16 protein-coding genes are annotated in these 19,273 nt (G+C 65.6%); 10 read left to right on the top strand and 6 right to left on the bottom strand.

Annotation, left to right across the window (positions count from 1 at the left end; all coding sequences use genetic code 11):
- Positions 1 to 28 precede the first annotated feature (28 nt).
- The 4 genes from mca to CH251_RS06595 all read left to right on the top strand — a co-directional run bounded on the left by mca (position 29) and on the right by CH251_RS06595 (position 4,214).
- A complete protein-coding gene (mca, locus tag CH251_RS06610; protein WP_179273546.1) occupies positions 29 to 904 on the top strand; it encodes a mycothiol conjugate amidase Mca in 876 nt (291 codons plus the stop codon).
- Positions 901 to 1,173, top strand: coding sequence for a hypothetical protein (locus tag CH251_RS06605; protein WP_094612427.1), 273 nt, complete (start codon positions 901 to 903; stop codon positions 1,171 to 1,173). Before mca ends, CH251_RS06605 begins: the two co-directional genes overlap by 4 nt.
- Entirely contained in the window at positions 1,173 to 3,182 is a 2,010-nt protein-coding gene (locus CH251_RS06600; RefSeq protein WP_094612426.1) for a thioredoxin domain-containing protein, read from the top strand. Before CH251_RS06605 ends, CH251_RS06600 begins: the two co-directional genes overlap by 1 nt.
- 111 nt (positions 3,183 to 3,293) lie before the next feature.
- Positions 3,294 to 4,214 carry a GGDEF domain-containing protein gene (locus CH251_RS06595; protein WP_143537889.1) on the top strand — a complete coding sequence of 307 codons (921 nt, stop codon included), beginning with the start codon at positions 3,294 to 3,296 and terminating at the stop codon, positions 4,212 to 4,214.
- 7 nt (positions 4,215 to 4,221) lie between these two features.
- On the opposite strand, the gene CH251_RS06590 is transcribed toward CH251_RS06595, so the two are convergent.
- Complete coding sequence (locus CH251_RS06590) at positions 4,222 to 4,887, bottom strand: hemolysin III family protein (protein WP_094612424.1); 666 nt, start codon at positions 4,885 to 4,887, stop codon at positions 4,222 to 4,224.
- 145 nt (positions 4,888 to 5,032) lie between these two features.
- Here CH251_RS06590 and CH251_RS06585 point away from each other — a divergent pair, with 145 nt between their 5' ends.
- Positions 5,033 to 5,815: an isoprenyl transferase gene (locus tag CH251_RS06585; RefSeq protein ID WP_094612423.1), complete on the top strand. Its 783-nt coding sequence runs from the start codon at positions 5,033 to 5,035 to the stop codon at positions 5,813 to 5,815.
- A gap of 157 nt (positions 5,816 to 5,972) precedes the next feature.
- Positions 5,973 to 6,740, top strand: a complete 768-nt coding sequence (locus CH251_RS06580; protein WP_094612422.1) for an AfsR/SARP family transcriptional regulator — start codon at positions 5,973 to 5,975, stop codon at positions 6,738 to 6,740.
- Here CH251_RS06580 and CH251_RS06575 read toward each other — a convergent pair.
- Together CH251_RS06575 and coaA are read right to left on the bottom strand one after the other, a co-directional pair.
- Positions 6,709 to 9,339: a LuxR family transcriptional regulator gene (locus CH251_RS06575; RefSeq protein WP_094612421.1), complete on the bottom strand. Its 2,631-nt coding sequence runs from the start codon at positions 9,337 to 9,339 to the stop codon at positions 6,709 to 6,711. The two genes, CH251_RS06580 and CH251_RS06575, sit on opposite strands and share 32 nt — an antisense overlap.
- Positions 9,340 to 9,353: 14 nt before the next feature.
- Positions 9,354 to 10,289, bottom strand: a complete 936-nt coding sequence (gene coaA, locus CH251_RS06570; RefSeq protein ID WP_179273561.1) for a type I pantothenate kinase — start codon at positions 10,287 to 10,289, stop codon at positions 9,354 to 9,356.
- Between the two features lie 123 nt (positions 10,290 to 10,412).
- Here coaA and CH251_RS06565 point away from each other — a divergent pair, with 123 nt between their 5' ends.
- The 3 genes from CH251_RS06565 to CH251_RS06555 all read left to right on the top strand — a co-directional run bounded on the left by CH251_RS06565 (position 10,413) and on the right by CH251_RS06555 (position 14,694).
- Positions 10,413 to 11,609 carry a DUF885 domain-containing protein gene (locus tag CH251_RS06565; RefSeq protein WP_094612420.1) on the top strand — a complete coding sequence of 399 codons (1,197 nt, stop codon included), beginning with the start codon at positions 10,413 to 10,415 and terminating at the stop codon, positions 11,607 to 11,609.
- 46 nt (positions 11,610 to 11,655) lie between these two features.
- A complete protein-coding gene (gene glyA / locus CH251_RS06560; protein WP_094612419.1) occupies positions 11,656 to 12,939 on the top strand; it encodes a serine hydroxymethyltransferase in 1,284 nt (427 codons plus the stop codon).
- Positions 12,940 to 13,368: 429 nt separating this feature from the next.
- On the top strand, positions 13,369 to 14,694 hold the full coding sequence (locus CH251_RS06555; RefSeq protein WP_179273545.1) for a PhoH family protein: 1,326 nt from the start codon (positions 13,369 to 13,371) through the stop codon (positions 14,692 to 14,694).
- 86 nt (positions 14,695 to 14,780) lie between these two features.
- Here CH251_RS06555 and CH251_RS06550 read toward each other — a convergent pair whose 3' ends face one another.
- Together CH251_RS06550 and CH251_RS06545 are read right to left on the bottom strand one after the other, a co-directional pair.
- Positions 14,781 to 15,188 (bottom strand): limonene-1,2-epoxide hydrolase family protein, encoded by a 408-nt coding sequence (locus CH251_RS06550; protein WP_094612417.1) that lies wholly within the window; start codon positions 15,186 to 15,188, stop codon positions 14,781 to 14,783.
- Complete coding sequence (locus CH251_RS06545) at positions 15,185 to 16,777, bottom strand: serine hydrolase (RefSeq protein WP_094612416.1); 1,593 nt, start codon at positions 16,775 to 16,777, stop codon at positions 15,185 to 15,187. The genes CH251_RS06550 and CH251_RS06545 overlap by 4 nt, the downstream gene beginning before the upstream one ends.
- Positions 16,778 to 16,906: 129 nt before the next feature.
- Here CH251_RS06545 and CH251_RS06540 point away from each other — a divergent pair, with 129 nt between their 5' ends.
- A complete protein-coding gene (locus CH251_RS06540) occupies positions 16,907 to 17,764 on the top strand; it encodes an acyl-ACP desaturase (protein ID WP_094612415.1) in 858 nt (285 codons plus the stop codon).
- Positions 17,765 to 17,864: 100 nt separating this feature from the next.
- Here CH251_RS06540 and CH251_RS06535 read toward each other — a convergent pair whose 3' ends face one another.
- Entirely contained in the window at positions 17,865 to 19,265 is a 1,401-nt protein-coding gene (locus CH251_RS06535; RefSeq protein WP_094612414.1) for a class II fumarate hydratase, read from the bottom strand.
- Between the last annotated feature and the right edge of the window lie 8 nt (positions 19,266 to 19,273).

Below are 19,273 nucleotides of genomic sequence, written 5' to 3'. Positions count from 1 at the left end.
ACCAGGCGAATCCGAGGTGAGGAAGAACGTGTCCGGACTGCGGCTCATGGCAGTGCATGCCCATCCCGACGACGAGTCCAGCAAAGGTGCTGCGACAACGGCTCGCTACGCGGCCGAAGGGCACGAGGTTCTGGTCGTCACGCTCACCGGCGGCGAGCGGGGCGACATCCTCAATCCGGCGATGGACATTCCGGGTGTGCACGAGCGCATCCGGGACGTTCGACGCGAGGAGATGGCCGAGGCCGCCCGCATCCTGGGCGTTCGGCAGACGTGGCTCGGCTTCGAGGACTCCGGTTTGCCCGAGGGCGATCCTCTACCGCCTCTCCCCGAGGGTTGTTTCGCGCTGGTCCCGCTGGAGGTCTCCACCGAGGCGTTGGTGAAGGTGGTTCGCGAGTTCAAGCCGCACGTCATCACCACCTACGACGAACGCGGCGGCTACCCGCACCCCGACCACATCCGATGCCACGAGGTCTCGATGGCGGCATGGGAGGCAGCGGGCGATCCGGAACGCTTCCCCGACGCAGGTGAGCCCTGGACTCCGCTCAAGCTCTACTACTCGCACGGGTTCATCCGCAAGCGCATGCAGCTGTTCCACGACTGGTTCATCGACCGCGGTGAGGAGAGCCCGTTCGTCGACTGGCTGAAGCGGTGGGACGGCCAGCGCGACGAGATCATGGGTCGCATCACCACGCAGGTCACCGTCGGCGACTGGTTCGAGCAACGCGACGACGCACTGCGCGCACACGCGACTCAGATCGATCCCAACGGGTCGTTCTTCGCCGTGCCGCTGGACGTGCAGCGCAAGCTGTGGCCCACCGAGGAGTTCGAGCTGGCCCGCACTCGGGTCACGACGTCGCTGCCCGAGACGGACCTGTTCGCCGGAATAGAAGAGACCGACAAATGATCGTTTCGATCCTCGCCCAGCAGCCCACCGGTCCCGAATTCGGCAAGTCGTCGCCGATCGGACTGGTGATTCTGGTCGCGCTGTTGGTCGGAACGGCACTGCTGATCTGGTCCATGAACAAGAAGATCAAGCGTCTGCCGGCCACGTTCGAGAAGGAGGATCCGACGCTGGATCAGGCCCTCGACGAGGGCACCGATCGCGGCGGGATCGCAGATCCGTTTCCACCGGAACCGAAGCGAACCGAACCCGCCGTCACCGACGAGCCCTGATGCTCGACGCCAATGCCCTGGGTGAGTCCACCAGCCCGTATCTGAGGCAGCACGCGGACAACCCGGTGCACTGGCAGCAATGGGGACCGCAGGCTCTGCAGTCGGCCCGCGATCGCGATGTTCCGATCCTGCTGTCGATCGGATACTCGGCGTGCCATTGGTGCCACGTCATGGCCCACGAGTCGTTCGAGGACGAGGCGACCGCGGCGCTGATGAACGAGCATTTCGTGTGCATCAAGGTCGATCGCGAGGAACGACCCGACCTCGATTCGGTGTACATGAACGCCACCGTCGCGATGACCGGCCAAGGTGGGTGGCCGATGACGTGCTTCCTGACCCCCGACACCGAACCGTTCTACTGCGGCACGTACTTCCCGCCGTCCCCGCGTCAGGGAATGCCGTCGTTCCAGCAGTTGCTCACCGCGATCGCCGACACCTGGTCGACGCGGCGACAGGAGGTGTTCGACGCCTCCGCCGACATCGTCACCGAACTGCGTAAACACAGCGCAGGCGTGCCCGCAGGCGGTCGCCCGATCGACGCCGACGCACTGGCGGCGTCGGTTTCGGCGATCTGCGCCGACGAGGACACCACCTACGGCGGCTTCGGCCGGGCACCGAAGTTTCCACCGGGCGCGCTGCTCGAAGGTCTGCTCCGGCACTACGAGCGCACCGGCGACACCGAGGTCCTCGGCGTCGTTCGCCGTACCGCGTCCGCCATGGCGCGCGGCGGCATCTACGACCAGTTGGGCGGAGGATTCGCGCGTTACTCCGTCGATGCCGAGTGGGTCGTCCCGCATTTCGAGAAGATGCTCTACGACAACGCTCTGCTGTTGCGCTTCTACGCGCACGCAGCCAGGGTCGACGACGATGCGCTCGCCCGGCGGGTGGCGTCGGACACTGCGGAGTTCATCCTCCGTGAATTACGCACGGCCAACGGTTGTTTCGCGTCGGCGCTCGATGCCGACACCGAAGGCATCGAGGGTCTGACCTACGCGTGGACCCCGGAACAACTGATCGAGACCCTCGGCTTCGAGGACGGCGTCTGGGCAGCCGGGTTGTTCGCGGTGAACTCGGCAGGCACGTTCGAGGCCGGCATGTCGGTACTGCAGCTGCCCGCCGAACCCGAGGACTACGACCGATTCGCCCGGGTGCGCGGAGCTTTGTCGGCCGCGCGCGCGACACGGCCGCAACCCGGCCGCGACGACAAGGTCGTCACCGCGTGGAACGGGTTGGCGATCACCGCACTGGTCGAGGCCGGTACCGGGCTGGGGCAGCCGCGGTGGGTCGACGCGGCAGTCGAGTGCGGCGAGCAACTGTTCGCCGGCCACGTCGAGTCGGGCCGGGTCCGCCGTGCGTCTCTCGGTGGCGCGGTCGGCGAAGCCACCGGTGTGCTCGAGGACTACGCGTGTCTCGCGGTCGCCGCCGCAGCGCTGTTCCAGGCCACCGGAGACGCAGTCTGGACCGAGCGCATGACGTCGATCATCGATGCTGCGATCGACCATTTCGCCGACCCCGACGACGTCGGCGGGTGGTTCGACACCGCCGACGATGCGGAGACTCTCGTGACCCGGCCTCGTGACCCGATCGACGGGGCCACCCCATCGGGAGCGTCCACGATGGCCGAGGCGCTGCTCACCGCAGCTGCGATGGTCGATCACAATTCCTCGGCGCGTTACGGCGAACTGGCGACTGCGTCGCTTTCGCGATCGGCGTCGATTCTCGAACGAGCGCCCAGGTCCGGTGGGCACTGGCTGGCCGTCGCGGAGGCGTCCGTTCGAGGTCCGATTCAGATCGCGGTGTCGACGGCACCGGGTGGTGACCTGCTCTCGGCCGTGCGGGCACTCGCCCCGGGAGGTTCCGTGGTGGTGGCAGGCGTGACGGATTCGTCGGTGCTGCTGACCGACCGTCCACCCGTCGACGGCCTCGAAACGGCGTACGTGTGTCGCGGCTTCGTGTGCGACCGTCCTGTGACGTCTGCCGAAGATGTGCGGTTCGCACTGCAGAGGTGACCACGCTCGTCGATGCTTCGACGGAAGAACAGTACTGTTGCCGGGAGTTTCCTCGGCCTGGGGTGGTCGAACGTCTACCAATGGATCGACGGTGTCATGAGTGAAGGTGTCATGAATGAGGGTGTGACGCGTGCGGACACCGTGCACGTGGCAGTGACAGACGAACAGCGCGCTGCCGTCGCCGAGTTCGTGGCCGCAGTGCCGATGGCAGCCATGGTGCATTCGATGCAGTACGAGGTGGTCGGTGCCAACGTCCTGTGCGAGGGCGTGCTCGGGTGCGCCGTGGACGACATGGTCGGGCGACCCGTGGCAGATTTCGTGCCGCTCGGCGATCGCGCGTCGGCGACGCGCATCGCGGTCGAGCTCGAGCACCGCTACCCGGACGCAGGCTCCACCGAACACGGTCGACCGATCGGAGCGCTGCGTCGCGTGCGGCGCGGCGACGGCGAGGTCGTCTCCTGCTGGATGCATGTCGGAATCGCGACGATCGCCGGGCGTCGGTTCATCGTCGCACTGCTGGACCTGGTCAATCCCGTCGTGGACGACACCGTTCGTTGGCGCGATCGCGCCGAGCGCGACGAGCTGACCGGATTGCTGCGACGTGGGCCCTTGCTCGCCCACGTCGACGAATGGATCGTAGAGGATCTGCCGGTCGCTCTGGCCTTCGTCGACGTCGACAGGCTGAAATCGATCAACGACTTGCACGGTCACGCTGCGGGCGACGCCATTCTGGAGGCAGCGGGACGTCGCCTGCACCAATGGTCGCCGCGCGGGAGCGTCGTCGGTCGGTACGCGGGAGACGAGTTCGTGTTCGCCGTGTCGTTCGACGGAGCGAAGGGGACCGACAGCGCCCATATCGCGGATTCGGTGCGGTCGGCGATCTGCGGCGAGCCGGTGCCGTTCGGATCGACTCTGCTCGGGGTGTCGGTCAGTGTCGGCGTTGCGGTGCGTGAGCCGGGGGAGTCGAGAGACCGACTGATTCAGCGTGCCGATGCACTGATGTATCGAGACAAGGCAGCCCGAAACACCTGAGGGCGGATCAGAACAGTACGAGCCACACGGCAACCAGGTGGCAGGTTGCCGCCAATACCGTTGCCGCGTGGAAGAACTCGTGATGGCCGAAGGTCGTCGGCCATGGATTCGGCCACTTGGTGGCGTACAGCACGGCCCCGACGCTGTAGAAGACTCCGCCCACGAGCAGCAACAGAAACGGTGCATAGCCGACGTGCTCGATCAACGCGGGCGCGACCGGGACGATCGCCCAGCCGAGCAGCAGGTACAGCGGTACCCCGACCCAACGGGGAGCGGTGGGCCACAACATCTTCAAGGCCACTCCGGCGAGAGCCCCGACCCAGACGACGATCAGCAACATGCGTCCGGTCGACGCGGGTAGACCCAGAACGGCGAACGGGGTGTAACTACCTGCGATGAACAGGAAGATCATCGAATGATCGGCTCGCTTCATCCAGATCTGCGACGCCGTGGTCTTCCAGTGCACGCGATGGTAGGTGGCACTGACCCCGAACACACCGCAGACGGTGATTGAATACACGCTCACGGCCACACCCGCACTGACCGAGACCATGCTGAACGCGAGCGTGACGAGAGTGATCGCGCACACCACCGCCACGCCGAACGCGTACAGGTGAATCCAGCCGCGCATACGTGGTTTGACGGGTATCTCGTCGAGTCCGAACATCGTCATGTCGATTGCCTCCCGTGCCGCCGCCTGAACCTACGCAACCGTAGGTTCTGACGCTACTGTACCGGCGACCGGCTCGCAGACGTCGGCGTAAGGTGATCCTTCGTGGTGATGAGAGCAGCGGTGACGGGGCAGTGGTGACGAAGCAGTGGTGATCATTCCGCAGAAGGTCCGCGGCGTTCTCTACAACGTGTACGAGCGGCGTCTGCTGAGCCAGCTCGAAGGGGTTCAACACCCTCGGCACGTGGCGGTGATGTGCGACGGCAATCGCCGCTGGGCGCGCGAGAACGGATTCACCGACGTCGCGCACGGGCACCGCATGGGAGCCCTGAAGATCGCCGAGATGCTCGGCTGGTGCGACGCGGCCGGAATCGAGATGGCCACCATCTACCTGCTCTCCACCGAGAATCTGCGCCGAGACGCGGACGAACTGGATTCACTGCTCGACATCATCACCGACGTCGTCGAGGAGATCTGCGGACCCGAGATGAACTGGGGCGTCAAACTCGTCGGCACCCTCGACCTGCTGCCCGCCTCGACTGCGCGTCGACTCAAGGAAGCGGCAGCGCTGACCGAGGGACGATCGGGAACGCACGTCAATGTCGCCGTCGGATACGGCGGGCGGCAGGAAATCGCCGACGCCGTCCAGTCCCTGGTGAGCGAGAAGATCGCCGAGGGCGTCAGCGGCGACGAGCTGGTGGCATCGATCAACGTCGACGAAATCGGCAGTCACCTCTACACCTCCGGCCAACCCGATCCGGATCTCGTCATCCGCACCTCGGGTGAACAGCGACTCTCCGGCTTCCTGCTGTGGCAGAGCGCGTACTCGGAAATCTGGTTCACCGAGGCCTACTGGCCCGAATTCCGGCGCGTCGACTTCCTGCGCGCACTACGCGACTTCGCGGCCAGACACCGCCGGTTCGGTATCTGACGTGCGAGGCAGGACTGTCCGGTCGTTCCGCGGGCTCCACTCCTGCTCGTAGCTTGCTACGAATTTCCGCTCACGACCCCGGAGCACTACGTACTTGTGGTTGTACCGCTACGTAATCTGTAGCGCGATCGTCTCGAGGCTCGGAAAATTTGCCATCGTGGACTACAACGTGCTCGGACCCATGGTGGTGCGCGACGCGACCGGCGTGAAGGCGGTCGGAGGGCTCAAACAGCGAGCCGTGCTGGCGGCGCTGCTGGTGGACGCGGGGAACGTCGTCGAGTTCGATCGGCTGATCGATCTGGTCTGGGACTGCCGTCCGCCGGCGAAGGCACTGACGTCACTGCGTGCGTACGTGGCCAATCTGCGTCGGGTACTGGGCGCGGAGGACGGCGCTCGGCTCGTCACGACGTCCTGGGGTTATCGGTTGGATCTGGGCAGCGACCGACTGGATATGCGCGAGTTCGAGATGCTGGCCACGCGCGGGCGGGAGGCACTCGGCCGGCGTCGGTTCGCCGAGGCCGACGGCCAGTTCGGTCGCGCCCTTGCGCTGTGGCGGGGCCCAGCTCTCGTAGAATTCGGTGATCTGGCTTTTGCCGTCGACGAGCGGGTCCATCTCGACGAGGTGCATGCCGTGGTGCTGGAATCGGCTTTCGAGGCCCGTCTGCAGCTCGGTCGACACGAGACGGTGATCGCCGAGATCGAGCGTGCACTACGGGCCGCCCCGTTGCGCGAACAGCTGTGGGGTCAGTTGATGATCGCCCTCGACCGGTCACACCGGACGGCCGATGCGGTGGTTGCCTTCCGTCGGGCCGAGGCGGTTCTGCGAACCGAGCTCGGAGTGGCACCGTCGCGATACCTGCGCGATATCGAGGCCTCGCTGTACACCGGCACGGTCAATCGAGCAGTGATCCTCGTAGCGATGTGAGCTCGGCGCGGGTGCTGATTCCCAACTTTCCGAAGATGCGATTGAGGTGCGTTTCGACGGTGCGGATCGACAGCACCACGGCGTCGGCGATATCGCGGTTGGAGAGGCCGGATGCGGCGAGGGACGCGATCTGCCGTTCGCGTGTCGTCAGGGCCGGGTCTCGTGTTCCGTGCATCAGCGGGGTGCTGGGATGTCCACAGCGCGCGGCCAATACGTGGCCCTGCCTTCCCGCTGTCGCCGCGGCGCGAGGGCTACTGCGCAGCAACAGGTTCTGCGCATGGAAGTACATCTCGGCCGCGTGCAGGTCCAGGCCGTGTTTCTCTGCGCTCGCGGCCACGGCCACCACTTGTTCGGTGACCGCCTCGTTCGACCCGGACGAGGCGGCGAGCACCTCGACCATACGTACCTCGGTGCGGGCGAGATCCCCTTCGATCAGGCCTGCCAGCTGGAGGACGGGACCCAGCGCCGCAGCTGCCGCGCCGCACCGAGCGGCATCGACGTAGGAGAACAGGGCAGGCAGATGGTGGTCGATGGCCGCATGGGCCTCGGCGGAGGCGATCAGCAGCTCGCAGGCCTCGCCGACGTCGCCGCGGGCTGCGGCGGCCCAGCCCAGCGCCGCCAGACGCGTGCCGCGAGCTCCGAACAATGCGGGCGACGCCGGATTGTCGAGGTCGGCCGCCTCGATGAGATCCGACGCCTCCTCCGCACGCCCGTCGAGCGCCAGGGCGCGGACCAGATCGCAGGCCACCATCGGTTCCATCGACCGCTGGCCGAGAGTCCCCGCGAGGGTGTAGGCCTCCGAGCACCACTGGATCGCTTCGGTCGCGTGGCCCCGGGAGAGCAGGAGACCGCCGCGGGCCCAGCCGAACCAGGCCTGCTGCAGGGGCGAGAACTGTTCAACCGCTTCGTCGTACCGATACCGAGCGAGAGCGGTGGCCTCCTCGAAGTTGCCGGCGCAGGCGATCGTGAAGCACCGCGTCAGGTCCAGCACCGTTGCCGCCGGGTTGTGGGGTTCGGGCTGCACCCGGGCGAGTGCGGAGAACGCGGCCGACAAACGGCCCGCGACGGTGGCCCCGGCGGCGACGGCAAAGCTGGCGGAAATCAGCGTCGCGCCGTCGAGATCGTCCATCAGAGGTTCGAGCAAGGCCAGCGAGCCTGCCGTGTCGCCGATGGCATGCATCATCAGGCCGCGCTGCGCCCGCAGCTGTGTGCGAATCCCGGGATCGACGACGGCGAGTTCGGTACTGGAGTTCAGGGCCAGTGCCCGCGTCGGATCCGCCAGCCGCAACACCATGTTGTCGGTGCACGCGCGCACGGCCGTCGCGCGGCGAATGTCGTTGTCGGCCCCACGAAGAAGCTCGTCCAACCGCAGCTGCGCCGACTCGGTCATGCCGAGCTGACTCTCCGCGGACGCCAGAATGAGCTGGGCGTCGAACCCGCCGCCTGCCGCCGCAGCGGCCGAGGCCAGCTTGCGCGTCGTCTCCGGGGGTACGAAACGCCACGACAACCGAGCCGCTTCCACTGCTGTCGGGGCATCGAGCGAGACGCCGGCATCGATACGAAGCAGTGCGGCGATGACTCGTTCGCGCGGTCCGAGCCCGTCTCTCGAGGCGTCGAGAGCGTCGGCCACCGTCCGGCTCAGTCGACGTCTGCGCAGTACTGCCATGTCGTCGGTCCGCACCTGGGCGGTGATGGGCGTCGAGAACGTCACCCTGTCGACGTTCTGTTCGGTCCGGATCGTCAGTACGCCCGCCGATTCGAGTTCCTCGATCAGCCGCGGATCCATCACTGCGGACGCGGCTCCGAACGCCAGCGAACCGGCCAGGGCGACCATGTCGAGCGCGTCGTCGATCTCGGCCGCACCGGCGTAATCGGCGAGTGCGATCACCTCGGCCAGATGATCGCGCACCACATCGGCCAGACCGGCCGACACGGGGAGGGGAGAGGCAAGGCGCCACACGTGGGACGCGACCGTCAGTGCCCCACGATCGACCGCCGTCGACACCAGATCTCGCAGCACCACGAGATTGCCCGAGGACAGCGCGGTGACCGCGAAAGCTGCTGCACTGTCGACTATTTCGCCGTTGCGGCGGAGCATCGTTTCGATCGACGACCGGCACTGCTCGGGCGTGAGAGGTTCGAGATCGATGCGGTCGATCACGCCGTCCTTCCACAGTGCGTCGAGCACCGGGGTGCGGCGTCGGCCCGCGCTGACACTCGCCAGAACGAACAGATCCCTCGAACCGATACGACGCGCGAGGAGTTCGATGGTCGAATCGGCGAGCCACTGGGCGTCGTCGATGACCACGACCGTGCGCCTGCCGCTGTGCGCGTCGGCCAGCGCGGCGGCGAGAGCTCGGTCCGATTCGACGGGAACGAACCCGCTACCGGTCGGCATCACCGTCACCACCCGGTGGGGATGCCACCCGAGACCCACCAGCGACCGCACCGCCTCGGTCAGCAAGCGGGTTCGGCCGACACCGGGCGCGGCCTTGACGGCCATCCCGCCGTACCTGCCGGCGGCATGCAGAATTCTCTGCATTTCGCCGTCTCGACCGATCAGCGGCACCTCGCCGATCGACCGCTTGTCCACCGTCATTGGTGGATTATGGTCTACAACTTACGAAGCCGCAGCCGGTTGATCGCGTGGTCGTTGTCCTTGCGTAAAACCATCGTCGCTCGCGGTCGAGTCGGCAGGATGTTCTCCACCAGATTGGGCAGATTGATCGAATGCCACAGATCCTCGGCCGCGATCTGCGCGTGGTCGTCGGACAGGCCGGCGTAGTGGTGGAAGTGCGAGGACGGATCGGTGAAGGACGTCTTGCGCAATGCGAGAAAGCGTTTGACGTACCAACTCTCGATGTCCTCGATCCGCGCGTCGACGTAGATCGAGAAGTCGAACAGATCCGAGACCATCAATCGCGGTCCGGTCTGTAATACGTTGAGCCCCTCCACGATCAGGATGTCGGGCTGCCGGACCATGTGGTACTGACCCTTGACGATGTCGTACGAGACGTGCGAATAGACCGGTGCGCCCACCTCTTCGGTCCCGGACTTGACCTCGGTGACGAATCTGAGCAGCTTGCGCCTGTCGTAACTCTCGGGAAATCCCTTGCGGTGCAGTATGCCTCGACGCATGAGCTCGGCCGTCGGATACAGGAATCCGTCGGTGGTGACCAGATCGACCCGCGGATGATGGTCCCATCGGGCCAGGAGTGCCTGCAGCACACGGGCCGTCGTCGACTTTCCGACGGCGACACTCCCCGCGACACCGATGACGAACGGGACCTGACGGTCGGGGTGCTTCTCGCCGAGGAACGTCGCGGTCGCGGCGAACAGTCGTTGCCGAGCCGCGACCTGAAGGTGGATCAGTCGTGCCAGCGGCAGATAGACCTCCGCCACCTCGTCGAGATCGATCTGTTCCCCCAGACCACGCAGACCGACGAGTTCTTCCTCGGTCAGCACCAACGGCGTGGATTGGCGCAGCGTGCGCCACTGCACACGGTCGAACTCGACGTATGGGCTGGACTCGCTCACGCACGACTCCAACAGGTCGGAGCTGCGGAGGGTTCGGCTGAGCTCCTGTCGAGCGCGAGTCGCATGGTTCCAGATTGTGCTCGGTGCCGGTCGATCGCGCACGGGCGGGGTCGTTCGCCGTACTAGGGTTCGGATATGGATGCTGCTTCCCTCGTTCGTGAATACCTGCTGCTGGGCCTGAGTTTCGACCGGCTCGAAGACGGATTCGTCGACGCGTACACCGGCGATCCCGAGTTGCGTCGTATCACCGAGAACGCCCCCGCGCCCGAGCCGCGTGAGCTGATCCGTCGAGCCCAGACACTGCGTGCCGAGCTCGGAAACGTCGATCTGACACCCGAGCGCACGACGTTCCTCGACGTCCACCTGCGCGCACTCGAATGCTCGGCGCGCAAATTCGCAGGCGAGGACATCGGCTTCGTCGACGAGGTGTACGCGTACTTCGACGTCCGAATCTCCGCGGGCGATCAGGACCAGTACCTGCAGGCACACCGCAAGATGGACGAGGTCCTCGCCGGTCCCGGGTCGCTCGGCGAACGGTTGATCGCGCATCGCCGTGCCGACGTGATTCCGGCCGACCGACTGCAGGACTGCGTCGAGGCGTTCTCGTCCGCGCTGCGCGACCGCGTCCGCGCCGAATACACGCTGCCCGACACCGAGAAGGTCACCTACGAGGTCGTCGGAGACAAGCCGTGGTCGGGATTCAACTACTACCTCGGCGACTACCGCTCGACCGTCGCGATCAATTCCGACATCGAGCAGCAGATGGCCAATCTGCCGCACCTGATCGCGCACGAGTCCTACCCGGGACACCACACCGAACACTGCCGCAAGGAGACCGGACTGGTCGGTGCAGGGCAGCTCGAGCAGACGCTGTTCCTGGTCAACACCCCACAGTGCCTGATGGCCGAGGGCCTGGCCGATCACGCGCTGGGAGCCGTCGTCGGCGAAGGGTGGGGTGCGTGGGCGCAGGAGATCTACGCCGATCTGGGACTGCGATTCGACGGCGAGAAGGCCGAGCGTCTCGCGGCCGCGTCGAGCCAGCTGTTGGGGGTGCGGCAGGACGCTGCGCTGCTACTGCACGATCAGCACAAGAGCGAGGACGACGTGGCCGCCTACCTGGAGCGATGGTCGTTGGCATCGCCGCAGCGCGCCCGGCACAGCCTGCGGTTTCTGTCCTCCCCACTGTGGCGGGCGTACATCAGTACCTACGTCGAGGGCTACAAGCTGCTCGCCGGCTGGCTGGACCGTGGTGAGACGGCGAGTGAGCGCGCGCAGTTGTTCGGCAGGCTGCTCGACGAGCCACTGACACCCGGTGCATTGCGCGTCTCGTAAACTGGCCCACGCCCCTCTTACTCGCTGTCCCTTGGAGACTCTCGTTATGACTGACGTCAACAACCTGTCGCTGGCCGAACTCGATCCCGAGGTCGCCGAGGCGATGGCCGGTGAACTGGGACGTCAGCGCGACACCCTGGAAATGATCGCCTCGGAGAACTTCGTTCCCCGTGCGGTGCTGCAGGCCCAGGGCAGCGTCCTGACCAACAAGTACGCCGAGGGCTACCCCGGCCGTCGCTACTACGGCGGCTGCGAGCACGTCGACATCGTCGAGGATCTGGCGCGTAACCGGGCCAAGGAACTCTTCGGTGCCGAGTTCGCCAACGTGCAGCCGCACGCAGGCGCACAGGCCAACGCTGCCGTACTCATGGCCTTGATCAACCCGGGCGACAAGATCATGGGCCTCGACCTGGCGCACGGCGGCCACCTCACGCACGGCATGAAGCTCAACTTCTCGGGCAAGCTCTACGAGGTCGAGTCATACGGTGTGTCCAAGGAAGACCACCGAATCGACATGGACGAGGTGCGCAAGCAGGCCATCGCCGCCAAGCCACAGGTGCTCATCGCCGGCTGGTCGGCCTACCCGCGCCACCAGGACTTCGCTGCGTTCCGCTCCATCGCCGACGAAGTGGGCGCACTGCTCTGGGTCGACATGGCGCACTTCGCCGGACTCGTCGCCGCAGGCGTGCACCCCTCACCCGTGCCGTATGCAGACGTCGTCTCCTCGACCGTGCACAAGACCCTCGGCGGACCGCGCTCCGGCATCATCCTGGCCAAGAAGGAATGGGCCAAGAAGCTCAACTCCGCAGTGTTCCCGGGCCAGCAGGGCGGGCCGCTGATGCACGCCATCGCCGCCAAGGCCGTGGCCTTCAAGATCGCTGCGACGCCCGAGTTCAAGGAACGCCAGGAACGCACCCTCCTCGGTGCATCACTGCTCGCCGAGCGACTCACCGGTGCCGACGTGGCAGACAAGGGCATCTCCGTCCTCACCGGCGGCACCGACGTGCACCTCGCACTCGTCGACCTGCGCAACTCCGAGCTCGACGGCCAGCAGGCCGAGGACCTCCTGCACGAGGTCGGCATCACCGTCAACCGCAACGCAGTGCCCTTCGACCCGCGCCCGCCGATGGTCACCTCCGGCCTGCGCATCGGCACCGGCGCACTGGCCACCCGCGGATTCGGCGAAGCCGAGTTCACCGAGGTAGCCGACATCATCGGCACCGCCCTGGCCACCGGCGAGGCCAGCGATTCCCTCAAGAACCGCGTCGTGAAGTTGGCACAGAGCAAGCCACTGTACGAGGGCCTCGAAGACTGGGGATTGCTCGGCTGATCCAGCTCTCGCGCCAACCCCGGTCCGCGTCAATGGACCATTGCACCGCTCAGACGTATGCAGTGGTCCATTCACGCAGAACCCTGGTCTGGGTCAATGGACCATTGCAGCGCTCAGACGTGTGCAATGGTCCATTGACTCGACGGGGGAGGGCACTTTCGGCACCGCTCGATTGCCGACCTGGGGCGATTCGGCCGTAACGCGTTGTTCACCGACACGCCAGACTTCCAGCGAGCCGAACCTCGATTTCGGCTGTACCGTCGGCAGTAACAGGCAGCGGGGAAGCTACCTGTGCGGGAGGTTCTGATACGTGACTGAGCTAGTGAGCGCGAGAGGGCCGGTACCCGGTCCTCGTGTCACCTGACACATCGGACCCGACCGGCCGAGCGACAGAGTTTGCGCGGTACCGCGCAGACGTAGGAGCCCCACGTGACCACTTCACGCTCCGTTTCCGCCCCTCTTCGGACATTCGTGCTCGATACCTCGGTTCTGCTCTCGGATCCGTGGGCAGTCATCCGGTTCGCCGAGCACAATGTGGTACTTCCGCTGATCGTCATCAGCGAGTTGGAGGGCAAACGCCACCATCACGAATTGGGATGGTTCGCGCGGGAATCCTTGCGCATGCTCGACGACCTGCGTGTCGAGTTCGGTCGACTCGACCAGCCGGTTCCCATCGGAACCTCCGGTGGCACACTGCAAGTCGAGCTCAATCACACCGATCCTTCGGTTCTTCCCGTCGGCTTCCGTACCGACTCCAACGATTCTCGAATCCTCGCCTGCGCGCTGAACCTGAAGGCCGAGGGCAAGGACGTCGTGCTCGTCAGCAAGGACATTCCGTTGCGCGTCAAGGCCGGTGCCGTCGGGCTTCCCGCCGACGAGTACCACGCTCACGACGTCGTGCCGTCCGGTTGGACCGGAATGACCGAACTCGAAGTGCAGTCCGACGCAGTCGACACACTGTTCAACGACGGCGTCATCGATCTCGCGGAGGCGCGAGACCTGCCGTGCCACACGGGAGTTCGACTGCTTGCCGGACGGCAGAGCGCGCTGGGGCGCGTCACGCCCGACAAGCAGATTCAACTCGTGCGCGGTGAGCGTGAGGCATTCGGCCTGCACGGCCGTTCGGCGGAACAGCGAGTGGCGCTCGATCTTCTGCTCGACGAGAGCATCGGCATCGTCTCGCTCGGTGGAAAGGCCGGCACCGGTAAGTCCGCTCTGGCGCTGACCGCCGGGCTCGAGGCTGTCCTCGAACGTCGCTCGCATCGTAAAGTCGTTGTGTTTCGGCCTCTTTACGCCGTCGGCGGCCAGGAGCTCGGCTACCTCCCCGGTAGCGAGAGCGAGAAGATGGGCCCCTGGGGTCAGGCGGTCTTCGACACCCTCGAAGGGCTCGCCAGCCCGGAGGTGATGGAGGAGGTCATCGCCCGCGGAATGCTGGAAGTGCTGCCACTGACGCACATTCGCGGTCGATCGCTGCACGACTCCTTCGTGATCGTCGACGAGGCACAGTCGCTCGAGCGCAACGTGCTGCTGACGGTTCTGTCCCGACTCGGTTCGGGCTCACGCGTCGTACTCACCCACGACGTCGCTCAGCGAGACAACCTGCGCGTCGGACGACACGACGGTGTTGCTGCAGTGATCGAAAAGCTCAAGGGGCACCCGCTTTTCGCGCACATCACCCTCACCCGCAGCGAGCGTTCACCGATCGCGGCACTGGTGACGGAAATGCTCGAAGAATTCGGGCCTTCGGGAGCCTGACCCCGATTGTGAGCGTGGAGCCTGCGGGTCGTTCCGCAGGCTCTACTCCTGCCTCGTAGCCCACTACGAAGTTCCGCTCACAAGGGTCACCGGCCAACCGCGGCCCGGAAAACCCCTCGCACAGTACCTTTCAGGAAGTCGACGCTGTCGAAGTAGTCCCGCCACACGGCTACTTTGCCGTCGCGCAGCTCGAAGGTTCCGCACACCCAGAATTCGATTCGGAGCCGCCGCCAGATCAGCACGTCGGTGCGTTCGGTGAGCACGACATCTCCGTCGGCAGCGATGTTGTGCACGATCACGTCGAAGCCGAACGCGGGCTTGGCAAGCGTTGCCATGAACTTGCCCACGTTCGAGTGGCCGCGTACCTTCGGCAATCCGACGTTGTGCCAGACGATGTCGCCGTCGAGGAGCGACATCGCGCGCTCGGTGTCTCGACTTCTCAACGCGTCGAACAGATTCACTACGGTCTGGGTTGCCTGCTGTGTCTCGGTCATTTCGTGAATCGTCCCAATCCATCGCCGTCGAAGAATTCCAGCGTCAGCGTATTCGCGTTGAACGTCGCCTGGGAAATGGATCCGTCGGGTGCATTCTCACCGCTCGGCTCGAAGGTGAACGTGTCACCGTCCCAGTGCGTCAACTCGTAGGAGGTTCCGTTCGGCCCGATGGCCAATACCAGTTTCCCGTTGACCTCCGTTATCGTCGCCGGTCCCCAATAGCTGTTCTGGTAAACCCCTGTGTACGACGTGAGTGGTTGTGGCGCAGCAGCATTCGTGGGAGGGGTCTTGCCGGCGAGCTCGCCCTCCGGTTCGCTCATGCCGGCAAACGCATTCTTGTACAGCGTTCGCCAGTCCTCCCGCACCTCGCCGAACTGGACGAGGTCCGCGAACTCGGCGGTCACCGTTTCGGCGATGCCGATGGGTGCGGCGTTGGTCAGTACGACGATGGCCACGTCGAGCGATGGAATCCAGACGAAGTTGGTGCCCGCTCCGAGCGCGAATGCTCCCGAATGGCTCACCGTCGTGCGACCGGCGGCACTGGTGGAGACGTTGAATCCGTATCCGTAGTAGCCGGCGCGTGAATCCGGTGTCGCCGACGGGCTCGAGACGATCTGCGCGCTGATCGCGGGCAGGAGGGCGTCGGGATCCACAAGCTCTCGCCCGTCGTGGCTTCCGTCGGCGATCAGCATCGTCAGCCACTTCGCGAGATCGTTCACCGAGGAACTGACGCCACCGGCAGGGGTCTGTGGATCGGGTTCCCGCTGATACTTCGCCTGGTACTCGCCGTCGACGAGTACGTGGGGTACGGCCCGATCGGCCCGCGTGATGTAGTCCGCGAACGACGAGCTGGTCGAGGTCATGCCGAGCGGGCCGTAGATCGTGTCCTGGCTGAGGGTGTCCCAGTCCTTGCCCGACGCCGCGGCGACGGCCTCGGCCGCGGCCGTGATGCCGAAGTTGGTGTAGTGGTACGTGGAGCGGAACGGGTCGAGGGGGACCTCGCGCAGGCGTTCGAGAATCTGTCTGCGGTCGTAGCCGAGGTCCTCGAGGAGATCGCCTTCGTGCTCGGGCAGCCCGCTTCGATGTGCATAGAAGTCGCCGACCGTGACGTTCTGGGTCACCCACGGGTCGTCGAGCGCGAACCACGGCAGCTGCGAGACCACCGGCGTCGACCAGTCGACCACGCCCGCTCCCACCTGGGACGCGATGACCGTCGCACCCACCGATTTGGACAGCGACGCCAACTGGAACACCGAGTCCCCGTCGACCGGGTCGTCCGTGCCCACTTCGCGAACGCCGAACCCCTTCGAGTAGACGACGTCGGATCCGTGCACGACGGCTATGGCCATACCGGGAATGTTCGACGACGCCATCAGCTCCTCGGCGATGCCGTCGAGCTTGCCGACCGCGTCGTCGACGCGGCCGTCGGGAACGTCGACTCCCGCGACCTGACCAGGGGAGAGGTCGCTGGTCGGTGCGGGCTCGGAGGTGGGTGGACTGTCTGCGGTCGGTGCGTCGTTCGAGCATCCGACCAGCACGATCATGGAGCAAGCAACAGCAAGACACAGAAAATTTCGACCCGACCGCATCACGAGGAGTCCTCACTTCGGTGACTGGATGCACCTGAGAATAGACCCGCAACGACCTGGCGTTAGGAGAATTCACAATGGTCAGGGGCGCGACGTCGGGCGCTCGGGTGTAGGCGCTACGGTTACCGCATGTCTACGAACCTGTCCGACGGTGATCTGCTGGTCCGTTTGGAGCCCGCGGTCGAAGAGAATCTACGACGCCACATCGAGGCAGCGAGCGATTGGCACCCCCATGACCTCGCGCCGTTCGACGACGGCAAGAACTTCGCTTTCCTCGGCGGCGAGGACTGGACGCCGGAGCAGTCGCACCTGAGCGATGTCGAAATCCTGTCCGCCACGGTCGGCGTTCTGGTGGCCGACAACCTGCCCGCGTACCACCGCGAACTGGCCCACGCGCTCACCGGCCTCGGAGCCTGGTGGAAGTGGACCGGCCGATGGACGTCGGAGGAGAACCGGCAGTCGATCGTGCTGCGTAACTTCCTGGTGCTCACCCGCGCAGTCGATCCGGTCGCGCTCGAGCGGGTTCGGATGGAGCACATGACACTCGGATTCGACGCCCCCAGCCAGGGTCTGCTCGACATCCTCGCGCATTTCGCCATCGAGGAAGCCGCCGCGTCACTGCGCAACCGCAACACCATCGCCCTCGGCAAGGACCCGGTGCTGGCCACGATCCTCGGCAAGATCGCCGACGACGACGCCCTGCAGTCGACGTTCTACGCCAACATGATCGACGAGGCATTCGCGGTGGTGCCCGACCAGGCCGCCCGCGCCATCGCCGACCGGATCAACGGATTCAAGATTCCCGAGGTCGATCTCCCGGACCGCGGTAGCAGCACCGCCGCCCTCGCCGAAGCCGGAATCTACGACGCCGATCAGGAACGCGACAAGGTGTTCAAGCCGCTGCTCGCGGGCTGGAAAATCTTCGATCGCACGGATCTGGGCGAGGACGGACTGAAGGCACGCGAGGAACTCGCTCACCTCGCCTGAGGTTCGGCCCCTTTCGAAAGCGTGAATGGTCCATTGCACACGTCTCGGCGGTGCAATGGACCATTCACGCGTTCAGGGGTTCGGCGGGCGAACGGGAAAGCTAGTCCTTGACCTTCGCCATGGCGAGGACGTCGAGGCGCTTGTCGAGTTCGGCTTCGCTGAGCTTGTCGCCGATCAGTCCGCGGTCGATGACCGTCTGACGGATCGTCTTCTTCTCCTTCAGTGCCTGCTTGGCGACGGCGGCAGCTTCCTCGTAGCCGATCGCGGAGTTCAGCGGCGTCACTATGGACGGCGAGGACTCGGCGAGGGTCTTGAGGTGCTCGACGTTGGCTTCGAGGCCGACGACGCACTTGTCGGCGAACAGCACCGAGACGTTGGCGAGCAGCTTGAACGACTCGAGGACGTTGCGCGCCATCATCGGGATGTACACGTTGAGCTCGAATGCGCCCGACGCGCCGCCGAATGCGACTGCGGCGTCGTTGCCGATGACCTGAGCCGCGACCTGCGTAACAGCCTCGGGCAGAACGGGATTGACCTTGCCGGGCATGATGGAACTACCGGGCTGCAGGTCGGGGAGGGCGATCTCGCCGAGTCCGGTGAGCGGTCCCGATCCCATCCAGCGAATGTCGTTGGCAATCTTGGTCAGTGAGACCGCGATGGTACGCAGTGCGCCCGATGCCTCGACGAGTCCGTCACGTGCGGCCTGCGCCTCGAACGAATCCTTGGCGGCGGTGAGTGCATCGATACCGGTCGACGCGACCAGTGCTGCAACCACTTTCGGGCCGAAGCCGTCGGGTGCATTGAGTCCGGTGCCGACGGCGGTGCCGCCGATGGGCAGTTCACCGAGCCGCGGCAGGGTGGCCTCGACGCGTTCGATGCCGGCTTCGATCTGACGGGCGTAACCGCCGAATTCCTGTCCGAGGGTGACCGGAACGGCATCCATGAGGTGGGTGCGGCCGGACTTCACGACGTGCTTCCACTCCGTTGCCTTGACGACAAGAGCCTCGTGGAGGTGACGCAGCGCGGGCACGAGCGACGTCACGGCTGCCTCGGTGGCGGCGACGTGAGTGGCCGTCGGGAACGTGTCGTTGGAGGACTGCGACATGTTCACGTGGTCGTTGGGGTGCACCTCGACGCCTGCCGCCTTGGCGATCGACGCGATGACCTCGTTGGCGTTCATGTTCGAGCTGGTGCCCGAGCCGGTCTGGAAGACGTCGATCGGGAACTGGTCGTCGTGCTTGCCGTCGGCGATCTCGGTGGCGGCGGCGATGATCGCGTCGGCCAGCGTGCCGTCGAGCAGACCGAGGTCCTTGTTGACCTGCGCGCAGGCTGCCTTGAGCAGGCCCATCGCACGAATCTGAGTGCGCTCGAGCGGACGGCCCGAGATGGGGAAGTTCTCCACGGCACGCTGCGTCTGGGCACGCCAGAGCGCATCGATGGGAACGCGAACCTCTCCCATCGTGTCGTGCTCGATCCGGAACTGCTGTTCGTTCTCTGTCATTGACCTCT

This window comes from Rhodococcus sp. 06-462-5 (assembly GCF_002258315.1).
In the GTDB taxonomy this organism is placed as follows: domain Bacteria; phylum Actinomycetota; class Actinomycetes; order Mycobacteriales; family Mycobacteriaceae; genus Rhodococcoides.
This window is presented reverse-complemented; position numbering and strand designations above follow the sequence as displayed.